Raw genomic sequence first — 21253 nt, forward strand, 5'->3', positions numbered from 1 at the left:
TAATAAAAACTTACTGAAGTGTTTTATTCAAAAATAGAGCAAAATTTTCCATGTTTTCATTGGAGAAAATGAATCGGGTATTAGATGGTTTTGAATGAATTTAGAGAGTTGATGAAAATGAATTCTTGAGGAAATTAGTTTTTATTTCTTGCCCTGAACAGCTTTGATTAAGTTACTCGTAGAATACCCTGTTTTAAACATGAGACTCTTCACCTCACCACCATTAGCAGTTACAAAATCAGAACCAACGATTTGATCTGGTCTCCAATCGCCGCCTTTTACCAATACGTTTGGTTTAATTAGCTTGATAATTTCCAGAGGAGTTTGTTCAGTAAAAATCTGTACGCAATCAACTGCTTTTAAGTTTAGAAGCATGTTGCCTCTATCAATTTCATTGTTAATTGGACGGTCAGGGCCTTTTAATTCTCTTACGCTGGCATCAGAGTTAATTGCGACGATTAGAACGTCTCCTTGAGCTCTGGCCTCGTTTAAATACTCAACGTGACCAAGGTGTAGGATATCAAAGCAGCCGTTGGTAAAAACGATTTTTTTACCTTTGTTTGCTTCAAGAAACGCCTTTGTCTCGTTTGAGAGAGTTTCCATTTACTTCACCACTTTTGTATCAGACAAACGCCCTTGAAAATCAAGAAGCATCGGTAAAAAGAGAGCTACTCCTGACAGAAGAGAAATCAAAGCGCGTGTGAATGTGTGTTTTACAGTTACTTCACCACCAGACACTGTCACCAGTCGGATACCAAAAATAGTTTTCCCTGGAGTTGAGCTTAGTTCTAAAATTGTGAAATAAAGTAGGTAATAGATTGAGAAAATCGCTGCCCCAAAAATCATCAGATCTTGTGGTGAGATTAAACGAGAGTACATGTTGAACTCAATTCCTGATGCAAAAACCAAAAGTGCTCCAGTTAGGGCCACAAAGCTTGCAATCACAAGAATATCGATAACCCATGCAAGTAGCTGCGACATTTGAGAAGCAGGTTTAGCAGAGATTGTTTTTTCTTTCTTAGTTTCAACTTGTTCATGAACTGGTTTCTCAAAAAGGTTTTGAGTTTCAGTCGCAGCAGGCTTTGTCCCGTAGAAAGCTTCAAGGCCAGAAGGCATTTGAGCTGAATTGGGAGACGACTTTGAAGTTGCCCCTATAGAAGTCGGCATTGAATTGAGTGATTGGTTCATCGGTGATTTGCTAGACCCGAAAGCTTTCACTTCTTTTGGAGCTGGCTTAAAAGACGGACGTTTCGTGTCGTGGTGAAAACCCAGACCTCTAGTCATCGGCTTAAAAGTGTCTTCGCTAATTTGGAATTCATCCAAATCTATTTTAATAGGCGGAGTTGTCTTTGTAGAAGGAGTGCTCTGGTCTTTATTCATGCTTTACCTGATGTAAGTATGTTTCTATTGTTAGAATCCCACAAACAATTCAAAGCATCAATGATATTTTTGATTCTTATTTAGGGCCATTTCCACTGGCAAGCAAATAACCTACCGAAGATGCGACCGCAGTTGGTGCGCGCATAATTGGAGTGGGTAGATGAATCTCCTGAACCTTAGAAAATTTCAAAATTTCCGCGACTTCATTTGGAGAAAAGCCACCTTCCGGGCCAATTAAAATTGTTTTGGCAACATTCTGAACTACTGACTTTGCAGTCTCAGGGTTGATCTGAGAGTTAAAAAATACCAGTGTATCTTGATGCGTGCTTAAAAAATTCTTAAGCGTTTGTTGCTCATGAATAATAGGAAAGAATGGATTGTTCGATTGGATAAGGGCGCTCTCAAGCACTCTTTGGATTCTCTCGCTTGGAGCATAATCGTATTGTGAGAAGTCTGATGAAAGAGGGTAGATATGTTTCAAACCTAATTCAACGGCTGACTTTAAAATGTCTTCGAACGCATCTTTTTTAGGATTTGCGATCGCCAGAGAGAGTTCGTGTTTGTAGTCAAAAGTTTCTGCGTGCTCAATCTTAATGTCGATTTCGTGCTTTGAAAGAGATTGAATAGCACCTCTTAAAATTGATCCTCTTCCATTTAAAAGAAGAATCACTTCATTATTTTTTACTCTCACAACATTTAAGTGGTGAGCAGCATCTCCAGTAATTGTTAAGACATCACCGGAATCAACATTATCAAAAGAATGGTAAACAGCTCTCAAGTGATGTCCTTGAATAAAATGGCACTCCAGTCACCTTTCGTGACTACTGCTTTTTTCTCCATATGAGAATAAGTCTGAACGATTGTATCTACTTGGTGATTTAAAATCCCAGAAACAATTAAATGCCCGCCTTCTTTAACAGAAGCAACGATTGTTGGTTTCTCACTGATTAAAACATGCTCAAGAATATTAGCGAATACCAGGTCATATTTTTTCGGAGTGTATCTGTCTCTTAAAAGAAGCTCTGTCCCTTCAAGGTTTTGTCCTTCGAAGTTTAACACTAAATTCTGTGTGCAGTTTTCAAGAGCACTGCGATCGATATCGCAGAAGTGAGTTTTTAAATGTTTTGTTTTCATGGCCGCAATTCCAAGAATTCCAGAGCCACACCCGAAATCAAGACATGTATTATTTGAACTTAATTCATTTTGAATTTGATCGAATAAAACTAAGCATAAAAATGTCGTTTCATGAGTTCCCGTTCCAAACCCCATTCCTGGATAGATGTACACTTGAGTTGAAGCTTTTTTAACATGAGTATCAACCATCCACTCTGGGATAATTTCTAATTTGTCTGAAACAAAAATTGGATTGTAGAATTTTTTCCATTCAGCATTCCAGTCTTCAAAATTCTTTTGAGCTGTATAAAGTGAAATCTCTGGATAGTTTTCCTTCATGAAGAAAACGAACTCTGCAGAGTTTGTTTCAAAGTCACCTTCGTAAAAGAAATACTTGTACGTGAAATTATCCTGATCAACTGTTGCGGCCTGAACTTCATCGATTAATGACTCCGGAATGTCTCCACCAGAATAAGCGCGCTCACCTAAAATTTCATCAACGCGAGCTTCTTCAAGAGAGAACTCTTCAACACCATCACAGTTAAAATCTTCAACAGCGTAAGCATTGATAGATGGTGCCCACTCGACAGTATCTCTCGTGTATCCCAGTAAAACGAAATTAAATTTTCTATTATTATTTTCCACAGTTCTTCTCTAATGTTTTGAGAGGATAAAAACTTCCAGTCGAATCAAGTGTGATATCAGACAGACAGCTTCTTCCAATCCAGATTATATTCGGGTGCCATAAATTAATTGTCGCGTAATCATCATTTATTATTTTTAAAGCTTGTTTGTAATATACATTTCTTTTTACAGAATCTGTTTCTACGTTTGCTTTATCTAAAACCAAATCCAGTGCTGGATTATTGTATCCAGTGCGGTTTCCACCCTTGGGAGGTGTATACTGCGAATGGAAAACAAAGCGGAGCATATCTGGTCCCGTAAAACCAACCCACTGACCCACTACTACATCAAATTTCCCAGCTTTAAAAGCACTCATATAAGTTCCCCATTCCTGGATACTTACATTGACGATCATGCCTTCTTTTTCCAGATAGTGTTGCAATACATCGACCACTTCAATGCTGGCCTTGTTATTACTTACCTTCCAATCGACTTCTAAACGTTTTCCATTTTTTTCCAGAATGCCTTTCTTATTTTTCTTCCAGCCAGCTTCTGCCAGAAGTTTTCGTGCGAGTTCCACGTCATTTTTATCAACTTCGGCCGGTTCAAATAAATCACTGAAAGCAGGTGAGAACATTCCAACAGAAAGCACTGCTGTGTTTTTAAGTTTGTATTCAAGAATGTCTTTTCTCGGAATGAGTAATGAAAAAGCGCGTCTGACTCTGATGTCTTTAAAAAGATCGTGTTTGTGATTGATCCCCATAAACTGGAAACTTCCACTCGGCATATCCAGGACTTTTATTCCGGCCTGTGATTTTAACCAAAAAACTTTCCTCGGAGACATATTGGCAACTGAGAGGTCAATTTCTTTATTGATCAGTTTTAAAGCAAGAGTCGTTTCATCTTTAACAACTTTAAATACAAGTACGGGTTTCGTTTTATTTCTTGGCTCTACAATGATTTCAAGAGGCATAATATTTTTTAAAACGTAATCGCCACATCCGATAATATCTAAAGGCCCGATAATCGCTTTTGTCGCATCTTTGATTTTTACAATCTTTAAAAGAGAAAGATTCGATAAGTTCTCTAGCGAGAAAGTTTTATAAACAAATTCAACTGTTCTTGGGTCAATGACGTTCACTGAATCAATTGATTCATAAGTACCAATGAATGTTGATTTAATATTTTGGTCTTTGGCAAAATACTCATAAGATTTTTTTACATCAGAGGCCATAACAGGTGAGCCATCTGTAAAAGTGAGGTTCGGTTTTAATTTAAATGTGAAAACTTGTTTCTCGCCTCTCATTTTGTCTGTATAAGTTTCGCAGGCAATACAAACAGACTGCATCTTCGCATTGAAATCAATTAAAGCTGAGTGAACCAGACGATTAATATTTTGAGAGTTGGCATCTGTAGAATAGAAGGGTGCCAAGTTATTAGGAATAGCAGAGATGGCAATATTGATTTTCTCCTCGGCACTCAAGGAATTAACAATCAATAAACCCAATAAAATGACTATGGCCCCAAATGACTTCAATAGCGCTTCCTTCTTTCTTTTGTTACCTATTTAATCTATCATTTTATTTATAAAATACCAATTGAGGAGAGCTCGTGCATATCATTTCTATTTGTGGAGGATCGGGATCAGGAAAGACAACATTCGCTGATAAAGTCAGAAAGAGCGTTGATATGGAAGTCTCAATTCTACACATGGATTCGTACTATCTTCCGAAGCTTCCAAAAGATCTAAAGACCTCGACGGGAAAACCTAACTTTGACCATCCGGATGCTTTTGACTGGGATCTTTTACAAAAACATATCCAAGACCTAAAAAATGGTAAGGCAGTTAAAAGCCCTCACTACGATTTTAAAAAGAACGCGAGACTTAAAACCTCAAGCTTGATTCAACCAACTAAGGTTGTGCTATTTGAAGGGATCTTCAGTTTATATGACGAAGAAATTAGAAAGATGTGTGACATCACGGCCTTCCTTCATGTCGAAGCTGACATCCGTTTTATCCGCCGTCTTCACCGTGACGTTGAAGAAAGAGGAAGATCTCTTGATTCAGTGATCACTCAGTATTATGAAACAGTAAGACCGATGTATCAGAAATATCTTGAGCCACAAAGACAGTACGCTGACTTTATCGTAGGTGAAGAAACAGATATCGCCGCTTCAATCCTGGCCGCAAAAGTTAATCAACTCTTCCACGCGAAGGAAGTTGCTGCCCCAGTAAAAAAGAAAAACAAAAAAGGTAAAAAATGAGTAAGCCGTTAATCAAAATTAAGCCAGTCGGTGGAGTCGGGCAGATCGGTTCGAACATGACCCTGGTTCAAGGTGACAACGACACAATTTTGATTGATGCCGGAATCCTTTTTCCTTATGAAGACTTCTTCGATATTGATTATCTTATTCCCGACATGGATTCTATTCCTGTGCCAAGCCATCTGGTTATTACTCATGGCCATGAAGATCATATTGGTGCCGTTTTACATGTCGTGAAGAAATTTCCAAAAATTAAAATTCTCGCTTCGCCTTTTACGGCAGGGCTTATCAGAAAAAAACTGGAATTTGCTCATCACCCATTTCCGGTCACTGAATACCGTCATCATGATCAATTAGGATTTCAAGATTTCACGATTGATCCGATTCACGTTAACCACTCAATACCTGAGACAGTGGGTCTGTTAGTTAGAGATACAAAACAGCAAGTCGGATTCTTTTTTATCTCCGATTTTAAAATCGACTTTAAAACAATTTACGAGCGTCCTTTTGATTTTGATAAACTTCAAAAACTCTCTAAAGGATTAACAAAAAGACTTCTTCTTTGTGACAGCACAAACATTACAAGTGGAACGAAAGAAACTCCTTCTGAGCAGGACTTAATTCCAGTTTTAGATCAGATCTTTGAAGAAGCTAACAATAGAATTTTCATTACATGTTTCTCTTCAAACATTCACCGTTTGATGAGTTTCATTAGTTTATGTAAAAAACACAATAAGCGTCTTATCCCTCACGGCCGATCAATGATCAGTTATCTGAACACGGCCAATGAACTAGGGATGATTCCTGATTATCAATCAGTTGTCCGACAAGCAGATACGATGAAAGGGACTGAAGATGATATCGTAGTCCTTCTATCTGGATGCCAGGGAGATTTCCGTGGGACGTTCAGAAGATTCTGCGTTGGTGAAGACTCTATGTTTAAGCCACGTCCGGAAGATACTGTTCTGCTGAGTTCTAAGGCGATTCCAGGGAATGAAAAGAAGATCTCGATGCTGATTAACAAACTTGCTGAAGTTGGATGTAAAGTCATCACGGCCTCAGATAAGTTAATCCACGTTTCAGGTCACCCGGGAAGAACAGACTTAAAAATGCTTTACGATAAATACAGTCCAACTGATATCGTGCCTATTCATGGTGAGAGTTATTTCATCAGAGAGCATATCACTTTTGTAAAAGAAGCTTATCCTGCGGCCACTGCTCATTACTTTCACAATCATGATGAACTTATCATTATGGATGACTTGAAACTTAAAGTTATCGACGGTGAGACGATTGAGCCGATCATTATGCATGGAAAGGGAATTGTTTTAGAAAAAGAAAAAATCAGTGAAAGAAGAAAGATGGCCTGTAACGGGACAGTGTTTCTTTCACTTAAGCTTTCAACAACCAGAGCGAAAGTTGAGAAATTCTCATTTAACTTTATGGGACTGCCAACGCTTGTGACTCTTAATGAAGAAAAGTTTAAAAGGTTTCTAGAAAACTATTTTATCCAAATTAATTTTAAAGACGAAGATAAAACGAATGAGGAACTTCGAATAGCGATCCGTCGTTATTTCGATCAGATCCTTGGTTATAAACCTATGACGACAATCCATATTCTATGAACACATTTTTACAAAACAATATCTACGCGATCATTTTGTTTTTTTTATTCATCATTTTATTGCTGATTGCACTTATTGGCGTGGTGCTGATTAAACTCTTGTTAAATAATAAGAATGAAACTTCTGCTAAAGCTGCTCACGCAGAAAAAGAGCGTCCTGTTCTAGTTCCAGTCGTAGAAACGCCAGCTAAAATTAAAAAGTTATCTGAAGAATCAGTAGTAGAGAAATACTACTGTGAAAATCACCCAGATATTCCTTCGGTAGGATCATGCTTAATTTGTGAAGATGTTTTCTGTGAACAATGTCTTATCGAGCACGACAGTCTTTATTTCTGCAAAGAGCACTTCAAGACTTTCGCTAACAATAAGTGGAAGCAAATCACTGATGTGAGAACGACTCCGAATACACCTGAAGACGGTTTATATATTTATCATTTCAAACGCCATATCTGGCAGGATCAAAAGATTCCAAGTTTCGTATTAACTCATTACAAGATCAACATTGAAGAAGATTATATCGAGTCTTTTATTCAGTTAAATGTAGTGGAAGATAAAGCGGAAGATTTACAAAATGAGATTGAAAAATTTAAGGCCAAGTAGCTTTGGTGAAAAAATGCTCCTGTGGAGCATTTTTACTTCTTAATTTTAAGAGTTCACCAAAGCCGCCTGGCCTTAAACAATTTTAACTATAGGTCGATGTTCTTATTGAATTCTCTGTGAGCTGGTCTGTCTGTCGTCTTTTCTTCTTTTCTTAGGTAAGAAGGAGTGTCGAACTCATCTTCATCAAAATTAATGAATCCAAGTTTTTCAGCAATTGATTTTGCTCTTGTATTGTTACCAACACCTGATTCAGAAACTGGAGATGATGACTGGTTACCCGGAGTCGTAGCAGCTGGACGTGATCCAGTGTTTTCATAACGGTTAGCTGCATCTCTAATTTGTTGAATTAGACGAGATGGTTGTTGAGTTGGAGGAGCTACGTGAGCAATTTCCTCTTCGTGAGATGCATTTGAATATGCATTTCTATCACTCATAAAACGGTCGAAGTCCGAACGATCTTCAGCTGTATGACCTTGAGAGATATTTGATGAAGGAGCAACTGGAGCTTCAACTGGAGTTGAAACTTCACTTACTGGTGCTCTCGAAACTGGAGTTTCCATTTGTGGAACTACTGTTTCTCTCACAGGAGCGGCCATTTCACGAGCTGGCTCAGAGTAGTATGTTGGCTGAGCAGTCGGTTGAGACTGAGGAGCTACATATTGAGGTTGAGCAACTGGAGCAACGTAAACTGGTTGTTGTACCGGTTGAGGTGCAACGTAAGCTTGTTGAGTTTGCTGAGTTGTTTGAGATGAATTGATTGTAGATGTAGAAGCTGACTGTCCAGAAATCATTCCAGCGTGAGCTCTAATTTGTCCACCAAGTCCAGTTGCGATAACTGTAACTTTAATATCATCAACCATGTTGTTGTCGATTACTGTACCGAAAATGATTTCAGCGTTTTCATCAGCAGCTTCCATGATTAGAGTTACAGCTTCATTTGTTTCATGCATAGAAAGTGTGTCACTCCCTGTGATGTTAATGATGATACCTGTAGCTCCATTGATTGAAATATCTTCTAGAAGAGGTGAGCTGATTGCTTCAGTTGCAGCTTTAATCGCGCGTCCAGCTCCAGCAGCAGTTCCTGTTCCCATTAGAGCAAGACCTTTGTTTGCCATAACAGTTGAAACGTCAGCGAAGTCAGCGTTGATGTGACCAGTGTTGTTGATCAGATCAGAAATACCGCGAACAGCGTTTAATAAAACTTCGTCAGCTTTTTTGAATGTATCTACTAGAGAAAGGTTTTCTCCAGCAAGGTACAGAAGTCTTTGGTTTGGAATCGTGATAAGTGAATCTACACTTTCTTCAAGATTTCTAATCCCTTCTTCAGCTTGTTTAAATCTTTTTTTACCTTCGAATACGAAAGGTTTTGTTACTACACCAACAGTAAGAGCACCAAGTTCTTTTGCAAGTTTAGCGATTACCGGAGCAGCTCCAGTTCCTGTTCCACCACCCATACCAGCAGTGATGAAAACCATGTCAGCACCTTTTAGTACTTCAGAAATTTTCTCATAATCTTCAAGTGCAGATTTTTTTCCGATTTCAGGGTTAGCTCCAGCTCCAAGACCTTTAGTAACTGTTCCACCTAACTGAATTTTTGTTTCAGCAAGTGAAATGCTTAATGCCTGAGCGTCAGTATTAGCTACAATATATTCAACACCAGATAATCCAGAGCGGATCATTGTGTTAACGGCATTACATCCACCACCACCAACTCCGACAACTTTAATCTTAGCACCGTTGATTCTGTTTTCTGCGTCTGTCATTTCGAACATATATTCCTCCTACGGGAATTCAAATAAACTTATAAATTAGAATATTTCTTTAAAAACCGATTTTAGTGATTCACTCAATTTCCCAATCAAATCATTGTTTGATTCAGGAGTTGATTCTTTCTCTTTCGAGAAAGTCACTCTATGGTTGCTTGTAGATTGTCCTTGCGTATGAACATAAGGTTTTCTCTTCGAAGCTTCTAGAAGAAGCCCAAGAACAGTAGAGTATTTTGGATTTTGCATAATGTTTGTCATTCCACCAAATGGAATTGGGAAACCGATTTTGCAAGATCTCATTAAGATGTACTCTCCTAACTCCGGCATACCCTTAATAAGAGCACCACCACCAGTTAGAACAAATCCACCTGATACATCATTCATTAATTTTTTATCTTCAACCATCGCGCGAACGACATCGAATAACTCTTCAGCGCGTGCACCTAAAACTTCAGCGACTACACTTAATTGTACTTCGCGAGGCTTTGTTCCAGACAGGCCTTGAACCGTAATGTGTGCTGATTGATTTAGTTGTTCAGCAAGAACACTACCGTGGTTGATTTTAATTCGCTCAGCTTCGTTGTGAGGAATTTTTAAAGCAACGGCCAGGTCATTCGTGAAATGGTTCCCGCCGATTGGAATAATTTGTGAGTGAACTAAGCTTCCTTCTTTCCAAACCGCGATGTCAGTCGTTCCACCACCGATATCAACCAGGACAACTCCCAGTTCTTTTTCTTCGTATGATAAAACTGCTTCAGAAGAAGCTAGCGGCTGAAGTGTAACGTGCTCAGCATCGATTCCTGTCTGCTCTACACATTTAACTAAATTTTGGATTAGAGGAATTGATCCGGTAACGATGTGAACGTGAGCTTCTAGTCTCACTCCACACATACCGATTGGGTTTTTGATACCCGTTGTATTATCAACACGGAACTCCTGAGGAATAACGTGAAGGATATCTCTATCACTTGGTATAACAACTGCCTTAGCAGCTTCAAGAACGCGATCAACGTCGTCTTGAGTAATCTCTTTACCTTTAATAGCAACAACCCCAGAAGAGTTGAAACTGTAAATGTGGCTTCCGGCAATACCGATAGTCGCACTAGTTATATTCACTCCGGCCATCAGGCGCGCTTCTTCAAGCGAGTTCTGAATCGAGCGAACAGTCTTGTCGATATTCACAACGGAACCTTTCTTAAGTCCATAAGAAGGGTGTGTACCGATTCCGATAATTTCTAATTCTTGATTTGGATGCTGAAGCCCAACGATCGTGCAAACTTTCGTTGTTCCTACATCGAGACCTACGATGATATTCTTGTCGTTCATAGTGAGAATCCTTTCTCTTTTTAGATACGATTTACAACAGATTCATTCTGTCATTTAAAATGCTAGAATTTATCGTTAAACTTGACAACAACTTTTTTGCTATTTGTAAGATTGATAATGGCTGGAATTTTTTCTTTTAATTCCATGTAGTTCACAATCTTATCAAGTTTAACTAATTTATCACTCCATTCATCTAGTCCCATAAAGACACTACTTGGGTGCCCATTAATGGACAAAATGATGGTTAATTCTTTATTGTCGTTCAAAATGACCTCAGACAACTTTGATCTAAGTCCCGGTCTCATCTCTTTAACCAGGTTAGTAACGTCGATCTGGATCTTATCTTCCATCTCCCCAACAGGCATAGACAGGTATGGAAGGTCGTGCGTTAACTTCTTTTCCGATCTTAATAGTGCTTCATATGTTGGATCGAATAGTTGTCCGTTATCAACAAGGATTGCTTCATAAGATTCAGCGCTGTCTTTTCTGTAAATTTGAACTTTCATCAACGGCTCTGGGCAGTTGAAGTTTAAATCTAAAACTTTACTGAATGGATCGTACTTAATTTTGTAATCAGAAACGAAATACTTATCGCTCCATTTTTCGCTCACGATTTTAAGTTTCACATCACGAAGAGAATGAGTTTGTTCGAAAGTTTTTACAACTTGAAGTGCCATCGTTCCTGCTGGACGAGTTGGGCATTTTCCTAAATTTGATCTGTATGAAAGGTCAGCGTTGAATTGTTCTGTCGGCCCAAGAGACGACACTACGATATTGGTTAATACCAAAATCGCGACAACAATCGCTATTGTGATAAATGTTTTGTTCTTAAAAAATGCCATCCTGACTTTTCTCTATATTTTAAGCTTTCGTGCTTATAGTTTAAAATTCAACTTCCGTTTCGAATGAGACACCAAACTGCAACTTCAATTCTTTTTGAAGGACAGTTATCATTTGCATAACATCTTCATAAGAGCTCTCACCAGAGTTTTCCATGAAGTTAGCGTGCTTAGGGCTAATCTTTAAGTTCTTAATTGTGAGCCCCTTCAGGCCCATTATATCTATAAAAAGACCGGCTCGACAAGTGACGTCGCGAAGTCGATCGTGATGATTCTTAAAAATGCATCCACACGTCCATTCTTTTAAAGGCTGAGTGCGGTTTCTCATATCAAGATACTCGCGGATTTTCTTTGAAATCGCCTCATCTAATCCAAAGTGAATTAGTCGGGCTTCATATATTATATCACCAGAATCGACAAAATGATTATGTCTGTATGAAAACGAATTCTTATCGATAATAACCGACTTTTCTTCTCCGTTTTTCGTGATGAGTTTTACTTCCTTTATAATAGATCCGATTTCACCAAGATTTGTTCCGGCGTTCATAAAGATCGCGCCGCCTAAGCTTGCTGGAATTCCTGTAAAAACTTCCCATCCTTTTAGACCAAACTTATTAGCGTGGCTGGTAAGAGTGGCAAGGCTTACTGATCCTGGAAGAATGTATTCGTCTTTGGGAGACTCAAATACTGATCTGTCGAATTCAAAATCTAATTGTAGATAAGGTAGGTCTGCCTTAACTGGAAGAAGAACGTTAGCTCCCCAACCAAGGGCACGGTACTCAATATTATTTTTTGTTAGCGCTTTTAGAGTGTGTTTTAATCCTTCAACACTTTTAACCGTTATCAAATCCCCACGAGCATCAAGTCTCATAGTAGAATATTTTTTAAGATCTTTATCGATCTCGATTTGAACGTCTGGGTGATTGATTATGTTTGCTAGCATCCAATGATGTTACAAAAGAATTTAAGGGATTGTCTATTGCTCTGGTTGTTCGCCTTAGTATGGAATAATAAGGTACAATCTAAAAAAACTAAAAACAACTAAGCCAAAGTATCAACTTAAAACCTTGGCCTTCAAGTATTATGAAAAATAAAAATAAATCCAAAGAATATAAGGATCAATGCGAAGCTCTAAACAAAGAAGCTTCGCTTGCTAAAGAAGACTTTTATAATGATCCCAAGACTGGGGAAACAATCTCAACTTCATATTACCTTCAACATCTAAGAAAATGTTGTAAAGGGGGTTGTAGGCATTGTCCGTTTGGATTTAAGAAAAGATAAAATATCTGAGTAATTATTATTACTCAACCCCTGCCCACTTTCTGACAGTCTTTCCAATTGATCCTGCACCTAAAGTCACGACAATCGTTTTGTCAGCTTTATGTGATTCAATCACTTCAACTAGCTTGTCGATGCTCTCAATTTTTTTAGCAAAGTTCGGATGAAGACGGTTAATATCTTCTACTAGTCTATCAGTCGAAATCCCGTCAATCTGCTGCTCACTCGCTGCATAGATCGGAAGTAAATAAAGTTCATCCGCATCGTTAAAGCAGTGAAGGAACTGATCCCAACAATCGCGCGTTCTCGTGTATCTATGTGGCTCGAAAATAACAATCTTCTTATAGTCTGCTCTCGTATCTTTTACGATTCTAAGAGTTGAAGCAATCTCAGTCGGATGATGTCCGTAATCGTCAACCACTTCAAATGATCCTTCTTTCTTTAGAAGCTGGAAGCGTCTTCCAACACCTTCAAGCTTACACACGGCCTTTGCAATTTCTTTAAAGCTTAGTCCCATGTGGAATGCAAGAGCTGCAGCTCCAAGACTGTTTAAGATATTGTGGCGACCTGGAAGATTGATTTTGAATCGCTCTTGTTTTTCACCTTTGTGATAAATATCAAAGCTTGTATCAAAGTGACCGAACTCAATGTTACGTGCTTCAAAGTCAGCTGGAATATCAATACCGAAAGTGACAGCTGGACGCTTCATTTCAGTTTTTAATTTCATTAGTTTTTCATCATGAGCATTCAAGGCCACAACTCCATAAAATGGAATCTTGTTAGCAAACTCAACGAATGACTTGAATAGGTTTTCTTCTGTACCGTAGTGATCCATGTGATCGTTATCGATGTTTGTGATAACTGACATAACAGGAGTTAATAAAAGAAATGATCCATCAGATTCATCTGCTTCTGCTACCAGGTAATCAGACTGTCCAACTTTCGCGTGTCCATCAAGGTTTTTTACAATTCCACCAATGATGTATGTCGGGTCCATTTTACATTCAGCTAGGATTGTAGCGAGAAATGATGTCGTTGTTGTTTTACCGTGAGTACCAGCAACAGCAAGACCATATTTTAAGCGCATTAATTCAGCTAGCATTTCAGCTCGTCTGATAATTGGAATACCATCAGCTCTAGCTCGTAACATTTCAGGGTTTGTTTCATTAACAGCAGATGTATGAACAACAACCGTTACGTTATCTAAGTTCTCTGCTTTATGTCCGATGTGAATTTCAGCTCCCATCTTTTTTAATTTTTTTACGTTTGGTGATTCAGCAACATCAGATCCTGAAACTTTATATCCTAAGGATAAAAGAACTTCAGCGATCCCGCTCATTCCAATACCGCCGATACCAACAAAATGAATTTTAACAATATTTGGCTTTAGGGCCGAGTGATTGCGGAACATATATAAACTCCAAAAATTTAATAGGGATTTTTATTCTTAAACGTAAGCATGATCCGTTTCGTTTTCTTCAACTTGCTCTTGGTTTTTAGCACGAGTTGAATTAGAACGACGCGGTTTATACTCAGTTTCTTCACCCGTCATAAGTCGGTCACGATAACCCTTAACAACTGAGAGAAGCAAGCCAATTCCAAAAAAATTGCAGAGGAGAGATGATCCACCATAGCTAACAAATGGCAGGTTTAATCCTTTAGTAGGAAGAAGCCCAAGAACTACGCCCATATTTAAAAGTGCTTGAAGACCAAGAACGAAAACGATGGCCGATACCATAATAGTAGAGAGGCGGTCTCTCATTTGAATCGCAAGTTTAAACCCAAAATAAATAAACGCGACGAATAAGCAAATCAGAACCATAACACCAATGAAACCTAGCTCTTCTCCGATAACCGAAAAGATAAAGTCGTTGTGTGCTTCCGGAAGATAAAATAATTTTTCGTTACTGTTACCAAGACCCTGCCCGAAAGCTGATCCCTTAGCGAAGGCCATATAAGACTGAATAATCTGGAAACCTGAACCTTGTGGATTTTTCCATGGATCTAGGTAAGTAAGCATACGTTTTACACGGTAGGCCTGTGAGAATAAAACGAAGACCCCACCAACTGCACCGGTAATCAGTGAGTAGTAGAAATACTTTCTAGGAAATGAACTCATGAAACAAACAAAAGAAATTACAACGAAACAAATAAAGAATGTCCCAAAGTCTGGTTGTTTAATTAAAAGAGCTAGAGGCAAAAAAAGAGTTCCGCCGTGCTTCATGCGCTCTTTATTATCCATCTTATTCCAGTTCTCAAAGAACGTTAGGGCAGAAAGAATAACTGTGAACTTTACGATCTCACCAGGCTGTAAACTCATCCCGCCAAAAGATAACCAGCGACTTGCTCCTTTTGCAGAAGCTCCGATTCCTTTAACAATTGTAAGGGCCACAATCCCAGCGGCCACGATGTTAATCAGATAACCGTATTTAAGCCAGAACGTGTATTTAGTTTTTGAAACAGCAAAGGCAGTTCCGATCGCCAGGAATAAATAAATAAGCTGACGGATAATGTAGTGATAAGGAGTTCCGAAACTTTCGTTCGCCAGAATATAGCTCGATGACCACACCATGATCAAACCAATGGTGATAATGATCGCCAAAGTTGAAAGGAAAACTTTTACTAATCTATCTATGTCCGCAATTTCTTCATTCATCTATATAGATTAACAAAGTTTAAATAATCTTAAAGATATATTTAAAAAACTAATACCCGCGTTCGGGGATCGGGAATTAAGTTTTAGGTGTTAAAAATCTTATGAAAAGATAAATCACATATAAAGAGCAGCAGGCGATGAAGATTGAAACCGGAAGACTCAAATACATGTCGGCCATGAATCCCGCCATTGCAGACATGAAGACTGCATAAGCGATCGTCTGATAATTAAGCTCTTTCTTTAACTGAGTTTCAGTCAAAGCTTCTGTCATGAAAAATTTATTGATGCTTTTGTACGCAATGAATAGAAAACTCAAAACGATCAGAGTTAAAAACACAGGTGAGACATTTAATATAATTGATAAAAGATCTGAATCAACAGCAGTGCTCATCGATGAATGAGCACTGTTATTAATAATTGGATGATTAGCAGGCATTACAGTTGGTAAACCAGTTTTTTGTAGTAGTTCCCGCGCTCTTCGTAGTCACGGAAAAAGTCAGAAGCTGGGTTCCCTGGAGAAAGAAGAATAACATCTCCCGTTCTCGATTTTTGGTAAGCAAATAAAACTGACTCTTCAAACGATCCAACGATGTAAGTCTGGTTGTGATCTCCAAGAGCTCTGTTTAACCTTTCTTTACACTCTCCAACTAAAACAAGAACTCTTGCGTTTGCAATCATCTCTTTAGCGAATGGGTCGAAGTTCAGGTCTTCATTGTCTTTACCACCAGCAATTAAAATTACTGGTTCTTTGAATGATTTTAAACTTTGTAGCATTTCTGGCATCGTTTCAGCTTTTGAATCGTTGTAGAAACACACACCGTTTTTCTCCATGATGAATTCCATACGATTAGGAATCCCTGGGAATTTTTCGATACATGTCTGGATAGCAGCATCACTAACGTCTAGTGCTTTACATGCAGTCACAGCGGCCATTAAGTTTTCACGGTTAACTTGCCCAACGATTCTCATTTTAGAAACTTTGAATTCTGAGTGGAAGTTAATGTTTGAGTGAATTCTTCTATCGTGGAAATGCGTTCCTTGAATTTCATTCATCACTCCAAGAGTTACGAATGATCTTCTTGAGTACCAGAATACCTGGCAGTTCGCGTTTCTAATTTGGTTATTGTTAGCAAGTGTATCGTAGTTAGCGATCAGCATATCATCCGGAGATAATTTCTTTGTAATTGAAAGTTTAGTTTCAATGTATTCACTAACTGAAGCGAAGTTTGCTTTAGAGAAGTTCTCACCGATGTTAGGGATAACAACCATTTTAGGATGGAAGTCTTGAAGAGATTTCATTTGAATTGCTGATACTTCAACAACTACGTAATCAATCTCTGCCATATTTGGAAGAAGGCAGTATTCGATGAATGGCATCTCACTTGTTCCACCAACGAAAACATTTTTTCCGTCAACTTTAAGAGTGTATCCAATCATTGCTGCAATTGTTGTACGACCGAAAGATCCACAAACTGCGACTACTGGTTTTTTACAAAGTTTGTAAGCAAGAGCGAAGTCAGAGTAAACTTCTTTACCTGCTTTACGTGCTAATTCTAACTGAGGAAGAAGTGGATTTACTGCTGCTGAGTAAACGATAACGTCTGCATCCAGGAAGTCTTCGTCTTTGTGTTCGCCGAAAGTCATCTCTAATGCTGGTTCAATCTTTTTAATCTTTTTTACAGACTTATTTAAATCGAAGATGGGCTTAATATCAGTGACACGAATTTCACACTCAAGCTTCGTGAAGAAGTTAATTAGCGAGAAACCAGTTTTACCAATACCAACGATAAGAACTTTCTTACCTTTAAATCTTTCCATTTCCATTCACAATACTCCGTCGTTTTGTAACGACGTTATCTTGTTTTTAACGTCGTTAGTGCAAGGATGGCCAAGCACACACTGATGATCCAGAAACGAACAGTGACTTTCGTTTCAGGCCAGCCTAGTTTTTCAAAGTGATGGTGGATAGGTGCCATTTTAAAAACGCGTACTCCGCGAGTTTTGAATGAAGCCACTTGGATGATTACTGATAATGCTTCAATCACGAAAATCCCGCCGATAACGACAAAAAGAAATTCAGACTTAGCAAGCACGGCAATCGTACCCAATGTTCCCCCTAAAGAAAGGGATCCAACATCGCCCATAAAAATTTGAGCTGGATACGAGTTATACCACAAAAAGCCAATTCCTGCACCTATAATAGCCGCAGTTAAGACAGTCAACTCTCCCATACCTTCGAAGTATGGCAGGTAAAGATATTGAGAAAATTCTTTGTGACCAGTGATGTAAGTGATCAAACCCATCGTTGCTGCACTCACCATGATCGGGCCGATTGCTAAGCCATCAAGACCATCTGTTAGGTTAACTGCGTTACTAAATCCGACAATAACGATTGAACCAAATAGAATATACCAGTAACCAAGGTCAAGTATCGGGGCCTTAAGGAAAGGAATGAATACTTCTGTGTTGATAATATTTTGACTCACCATGAGATAAAGCGCTATTCCTGCTGTGATAAACTGCCAAGCAAGCTTACCTTTTGCCGAAACACCTTTTGTGTCTTTCTTTAAAACTTTCAGATAGTCGTCATAAAATCCAAGCAGGAAATATGAAAATGTTACGCCTAAAGTAATTTGCAGTGGCATCGAAAAAAAGTTCCCACAAATTAATGTCGTCACAAAAATTGAACCAAGCATGAATACACCGCCCATAGTCGGAGTACCCTTTTTCTTAAAGTGCGACTCTGGCCCGTCATCACGGATGATCTGACCAAACTGCTTTCTCTTCATAAAGTTGATAAAGAATTTTCCCCAGATAATCGACAACACCGTCGCAACTAGAAAGGCAACAACCGTTCTAAAAGTGATGTACCTAAAAAGGTTGAACATATGGTGGTGTGGGTAAAGTAAGTGGTAAAGCATCGGGACGCACCTTTTAAGTTTAAGAGTTTGAAATAATATTAATCTACTTTCATCAGCGTTTCTAGTTCTAATGAACGACTGGCCTTAATGAAAATGAATTTATATTTCTTCTTAATTTGAATCCATTCATCTCTGAACTCTTCTTTTGTTAAATAATTACTAGTGGGATTTGGATAACCTTCTTTATAAAACTCGCGGTATCTTCCAATGAAAGTCACGTTCTTAATTCCCAACTCTTTTACATGAGCTGCAATTTCTTTATGCATCGGAGCTGCGTGGTCTCCAAGTTCATTCATGTCGCCCAAAACAAAATAACAATCATCGAGAGAAACATTTTTGTTTTTCATGATCGTCACAAATGAATCCAGAGACACTCTCATCGAGCTTGGATTAGCATTATAAGCATCTAGGAAAATATTGTTTTCCCATTGAGATCTGTTCATTGATGGCTGTTGATAACTTGAGGCTGCTTCTTCAACTTTTTTAATCTTTTTCGGGAAGAGCTTCATCGCCAGGATGGCCGTTCCAGCTAAGTTTTTCAGGTTATGGTGCTCAAATATATTTTTATTGTTTATCAACACTGGAGTCTTACCCATGTTGAAAACTATTTCGCCGTTACTGATAGCTACTTTTACATCGCCATTTTTCTCACCGTAAGTCGTAAGACCTGGCGTTTTTTTCAATTTACTTAAGTAAACATCATCTCCGTTCACTACGAACATGCCTTTACCTTTAGAGTTTTTCACAACGCTATCGTAAAGAGTCCCTTTTTCCTTAAAGATGTTCTCCATACTTTTTAGGAATTCGATATGAGCTGCTCCAACATTGGTAATCATTCCATGTTGAGGTTTCGCGATGTCACACAGAACCTGGATTTCTCCGCTGTGATTCATCCCCATTTCGATAATGGCGACTTTATGTTTTTTATTCAGACGAAAAATCGTTAAAGGAACACCGATATGGTTATTTAAATTTCCTTTAGTCGCCAAAACCTTTCCAGGCAGAAGTTCATTCAAAAGGAAGTAGATCATTTCTTTATGAGTCGTTTTACCGTTTGACCCAGTAACCCCAATGACAATTCTCTCTTTATCCGCTTTTTTCCAGCCTTCCATGTGAAGTGTGGCCAGCTCTTGAATAAACAAGAGTGTATCAGTGACGGTAATAAAAATAGTCTTTGGATATAAAACAGAAAGAGATTCGCACAGTGCCGCTCTCTCATCTGTATGAGTGATCACGATCACTTTTGCATCTAGATTTAAAACGCCTTCAATGTAGTTGAAAGCATCAAAATTCTCACCAACTAAAGCGACAAAAGTTTCTCCGGCCTTAAAAGACCTTGAATCAGTGTTCACTTTTAGTTCAAACTCTTTTTTCTTATGATCGATCATACTATTGATCGTCTTAATTGATTTAAGCTTAGTAAGTAGTTTAGATGAAACCATAAATGTTATCCGTTTTTAAAATTTTGAACGATATTGAAATCACTAAAAGCGTGTTTCACACCTTTTATTTCCTGATACTCTTCGTGCCCCTTACCGGCAATCAGGACGATCTCTTTCTTTCTTTTCGAGTCTAGAGCGTAAATAATAGCTTTTTTTCTATCGATCACTGCTTCGTAACCTTTGCTGATTCCGTTGATGACATCCATAACAATATCTTCCGGTGCTTCATCTCTCGGGTTATCTGATGTGACGATAATTTTATCTGCAAAACTTGCAACCGCTTTACCCATCAATGGACGTTTTGTTTTGTCACGGTTTCCACCACAGCCAAAAACAACAGTTAATGAATATCCGGGGAATGCTTCTTTAATGGCCTTTCCAATATTTAAAAGTGCATCTGGTGTATGAGCGTAATCAATAATGGCCATCGAATCATTATCCAGTTCGATCACTGAAAAACGTCCCAATGGTGTTTTGATATTTTCTAATTTGATTGAAGATATATTATCGCTGCCCCATAGATCTTCGTTTAACTGCAATGCCAGCTCTACGTTACTTTGATTATATGGCGAGTGATAAAATAGAGGCTTTTCTTTATACTTTCTTTCTTCCAGAGTCTTAGCGATTTTTACCTTAGCACTTGGATGATTTTTTAAAATGTTCTTATAAAGATCTTTTTCAAAGAATGGCACTAGAAGAGATTTCCCTGGTTTTAGGTATTTCTTTTCAAGAATCATCTTAGCTTCAAAATACTCTTCCATTGAATTGTGATAATCCAGGTGATCCTGAGAAAAACTTGTCCAAGCTCCACCGTCTAACATAAGGCCATGAAGTCTATCTTGAACTAAAGAGTGCGAGCTCACTTCAATGAAACATACTTCGTATTTACTCTGATATTGAGAGATTAATTTTCGAAACTCTACAAAAGATGGTGTTGTTGATTCTAGGTCATCAATTAGCGTTCCTGCGGCATCATGAACACCGATTGTTCCAATAGAAATCGCCGGATGGCCAAGCATTGTGCTGATTTCCATCGCCAGGTTTACCGTTGTCGTTTTTCCGTTTGTTCCTGTTACACCAATGATTTTCATCGTGCCTTTATCAGGGAACATCATATCCAGTAGTCTTTTTTGAACAGCGAGGAACTTTTCAGCTGAAATAAAAATGCAATTTTCATTCTTAATGAATGCTTCTGCACCATGATTTAAAATAACGAGTCCCGGGTTTCTCCCCGTGATTCTCTTATTAAAATCATCAATGGATTTTCCATTGTTATAAACTTTGTAGAAAACAATATCTTCTGGTTTTGCCGTCTGAAGATTTGTCGTGATATTTGTAATATCCGTTCCAAACGAAGTAATAATATTTCTTGAAGCGATATCAGAATTAATTAAATCCAGTAGTGCTTTTTTGTTCATA

At 38.3% G+C, this 21253-nt stretch carries 19 protein-coding genes and 1 pseudogene; 4 read left to right on the forward strand and 16 right to left on the reverse strand.

The features are described from left to right. Window positions 1-141: 141 nt before the first annotated feature. The 5 genes from rfaE2 to SHI21_RS00765 all read right to left on the reverse strand — a co-directional run bounded on the left by rfaE2 (window position 142) and on the right by SHI21_RS00765 (window position 4654). Complete coding sequence (gene rfaE2 / locus SHI21_RS00745) at window positions 142-603, reverse strand: D-glycero-beta-D-manno-heptose 1-phosphate adenylyltransferase (RefSeq protein WP_323574188.1); 462 nt, start codon at window positions 601-603, stop codon at window positions 142-144. Beyond that, window positions 604-1380 carry an RDD family protein gene (locus SHI21_RS00750; protein WP_323574189.1) on the reverse strand — a complete coding sequence of 259 codons (777 nt, stop codon included), beginning with the start codon at window positions 1378-1380 and terminating at the stop codon, window positions 604-606. It lies immediately after the preceding gene. A gap of 76 nt (window positions 1381-1456) precedes the next feature. Next, the gene (locus SHI21_RS00755; RefSeq protein ID WP_323574190.1) at window positions 1457-2158 is read right to left on the reverse strand and encodes a 16S rRNA (uracil(1498)-N(3))-methyltransferase; all 702 of its coding nucleotides are present in this window, start codon (window positions 2156-2158) and stop codon (window positions 1457-1459) included. Next, window positions 2155-3138: a 50S ribosomal protein L11 methyltransferase gene (locus SHI21_RS00760; protein WP_323574191.1), complete on the reverse strand. Its 984-nt coding sequence runs from the start codon at window positions 3136-3138 to the stop codon at window positions 2155-2157. Before SHI21_RS00760 ends, SHI21_RS00755 begins: the two co-directional genes overlap by 4 nt. After that, the gene (locus SHI21_RS00765; RefSeq protein ID WP_323574192.1) at window positions 3128-4654 is read right to left on the reverse strand and encodes an ABC transporter substrate-binding protein; all 1527 of its coding nucleotides are present in this window, start codon (window positions 4652-4654) and stop codon (window positions 3128-3130) included. Before SHI21_RS00765 ends, SHI21_RS00760 begins: the two co-directional genes overlap by 11 nt. A gap of 74 nt (window positions 4655-4728) precedes the next feature. Here SHI21_RS00765 and udk point away from each other — a divergent pair, with 74 nt between their 5' ends. Genes udk through SHI21_RS00780 form a run of 3 tightly spaced genes read left to right on the forward strand, consistent with a single transcriptional unit; the run spans window position 4729 to window position 7606 of the window. Next, window positions 4729-5382, forward strand: a complete 654-nt coding sequence (gene udk / locus SHI21_RS00770) for a uridine kinase (protein WP_323574193.1) — start codon at window positions 4729-4731, stop codon at window positions 5380-5382. Then, window positions 5379-7007, forward strand: a complete 1629-nt coding sequence (locus SHI21_RS00775) for a ribonuclease J (RefSeq protein WP_323574195.1) — start codon at window positions 5379-5381, stop codon at window positions 7005-7007. Before udk ends, SHI21_RS00775 begins: the two co-directional genes overlap by 4 nt. Further along, the gene (locus tag SHI21_RS00780) at window positions 7004-7606 is read left to right on the forward strand and encodes a hypothetical protein (RefSeq protein ID WP_323574196.1); all 603 of its coding nucleotides are present in this window, start codon (window positions 7004-7006) and stop codon (window positions 7604-7606) included. Before SHI21_RS00775 ends, SHI21_RS00780 begins: the two co-directional genes overlap by 4 nt. Window positions 7607-8367: 761 nt before the next feature. On the opposite strand, the pseudogene ftsZ reads toward SHI21_RS00780, so the two are convergent. From ftsZ to SHI21_RS00800, 4 genes and pseudogenes are all read right to left on the reverse strand, one after another. Next, window positions 8368-9369, reverse strand: a pseudogene (gene ftsZ, locus SHI21_RS20660) (cell division protein FtsZ); the annotation flags it as partial. Between the two features lie 45 nt (window positions 9370-9414). Then, window positions 9415-10698 (reverse strand): cell division protein FtsA, encoded by a 1284-nt coding sequence (gene ftsA, locus SHI21_RS00790; protein ID WP_323574198.1) that lies wholly within the window; start codon window positions 10696-10698, stop codon window positions 9415-9417. Between the two features lie 62 nt (window positions 10699-10760). Then, window positions 10761-11540, reverse strand: a complete 780-nt coding sequence (locus SHI21_RS00795) for a cell division protein FtsQ/DivIB (RefSeq protein WP_323574199.1) — start codon at window positions 11538-11540, stop codon at window positions 10761-10763. Between the two features lie 40 nt (window positions 11541-11580). Beyond that, on the reverse strand, window positions 11581-12480 hold the full coding sequence (locus SHI21_RS00800) for a UDP-N-acetylmuramate dehydrogenase (RefSeq protein ID WP_323574201.1): 900 nt from the start codon (window positions 12478-12480) through the stop codon (window positions 11581-11583). Between the two features lie 140 nt (window positions 12481-12620). Between SHI21_RS00800 and SHI21_RS20665 the strand changes: the two genes are divergently transcribed. Beyond that, the gene (locus SHI21_RS20665; RefSeq protein WP_410198805.1) at window positions 12621-12818 is read left to right on the forward strand and encodes a DUF5522 domain-containing protein; all 198 of its coding nucleotides are present in this window, start codon (window positions 12621-12623) and stop codon (window positions 12816-12818) included. Between the two features lie 19 nt (window positions 12819-12837). On the opposite strand, the gene murC is transcribed toward SHI21_RS20665, so the two are convergent. The 7 genes from murC to SHI21_RS00835 all read right to left on the reverse strand — a co-directional run bounded on the left by murC (window position 12838) and on the right by SHI21_RS00835 (window position 21252). Next, window positions 12838-14226 (reverse strand): UDP-N-acetylmuramate--L-alanine ligase, encoded by a 1389-nt coding sequence (gene murC, locus SHI21_RS00805; RefSeq protein ID WP_323574202.1) that lies wholly within the window; start codon window positions 14224-14226, stop codon window positions 12838-12840. Between the two features lie 36 nt (window positions 14227-14262). Further along, entirely contained in the window at window positions 14263-15471 is a 1209-nt protein-coding gene (ftsW, locus tag SHI21_RS00810; RefSeq protein ID WP_323574204.1) for a putative lipid II flippase FtsW, read from the reverse strand. A gap of 76 nt (window positions 15472-15547) precedes the next feature. Next, entirely contained in the window at window positions 15548-15907 is a 360-nt protein-coding gene (locus SHI21_RS00815; protein WP_323574206.1) for a hypothetical protein, read from the reverse strand. Continuing rightward, window positions 15907-17295, reverse strand: a complete 1389-nt coding sequence (gene murD / locus SHI21_RS00820; RefSeq protein ID WP_323574207.1) for a UDP-N-acetylmuramoyl-L-alanine--D-glutamate ligase — start codon at window positions 17293-17295, stop codon at window positions 15907-15909. The genes SHI21_RS00815 and murD overlap by 1 nt, the downstream gene beginning before the upstream one ends. Before the next feature lie 29 nt (window positions 17296-17324). Further along, window positions 17325-18392, reverse strand: a complete 1068-nt coding sequence (gene mraY / locus SHI21_RS00825; protein WP_323574209.1) for a phospho-N-acetylmuramoyl-pentapeptide-transferase — start codon at window positions 18390-18392, stop codon at window positions 17325-17327. A gap of 38 nt (window positions 18393-18430) precedes the next feature. Further along, window positions 18431-19834: a UDP-N-acetylmuramoyl-tripeptide--D-alanyl-D-alanine ligase gene (locus SHI21_RS00830; RefSeq protein ID WP_323574210.1), complete on the reverse strand. Its 1404-nt coding sequence runs from the start codon at window positions 19832-19834 to the stop codon at window positions 18431-18433. A 5-nt stretch (window positions 19835-19839) separates the two neighbouring features. Next, on the reverse strand, window positions 19840-21252 hold the full coding sequence (locus SHI21_RS00835; protein ID WP_323574212.1) for a Mur ligase family protein: 1413 nt from the start codon (window positions 21250-21252) through the stop codon (window positions 19840-19842). Window position 21253 lies beyond the last annotated feature (1 nt).

Source organism: Bacteriovorax sp. PP10 (assembly GCF_035013165.1).
Taxonomy (GTDB): Bacteria; Bdellovibrionota; Bacteriovoracia; order Bacteriovoracales; family Bacteriovoracaceae; genus Bacteriovorax; species Bacteriovorax antarcticus.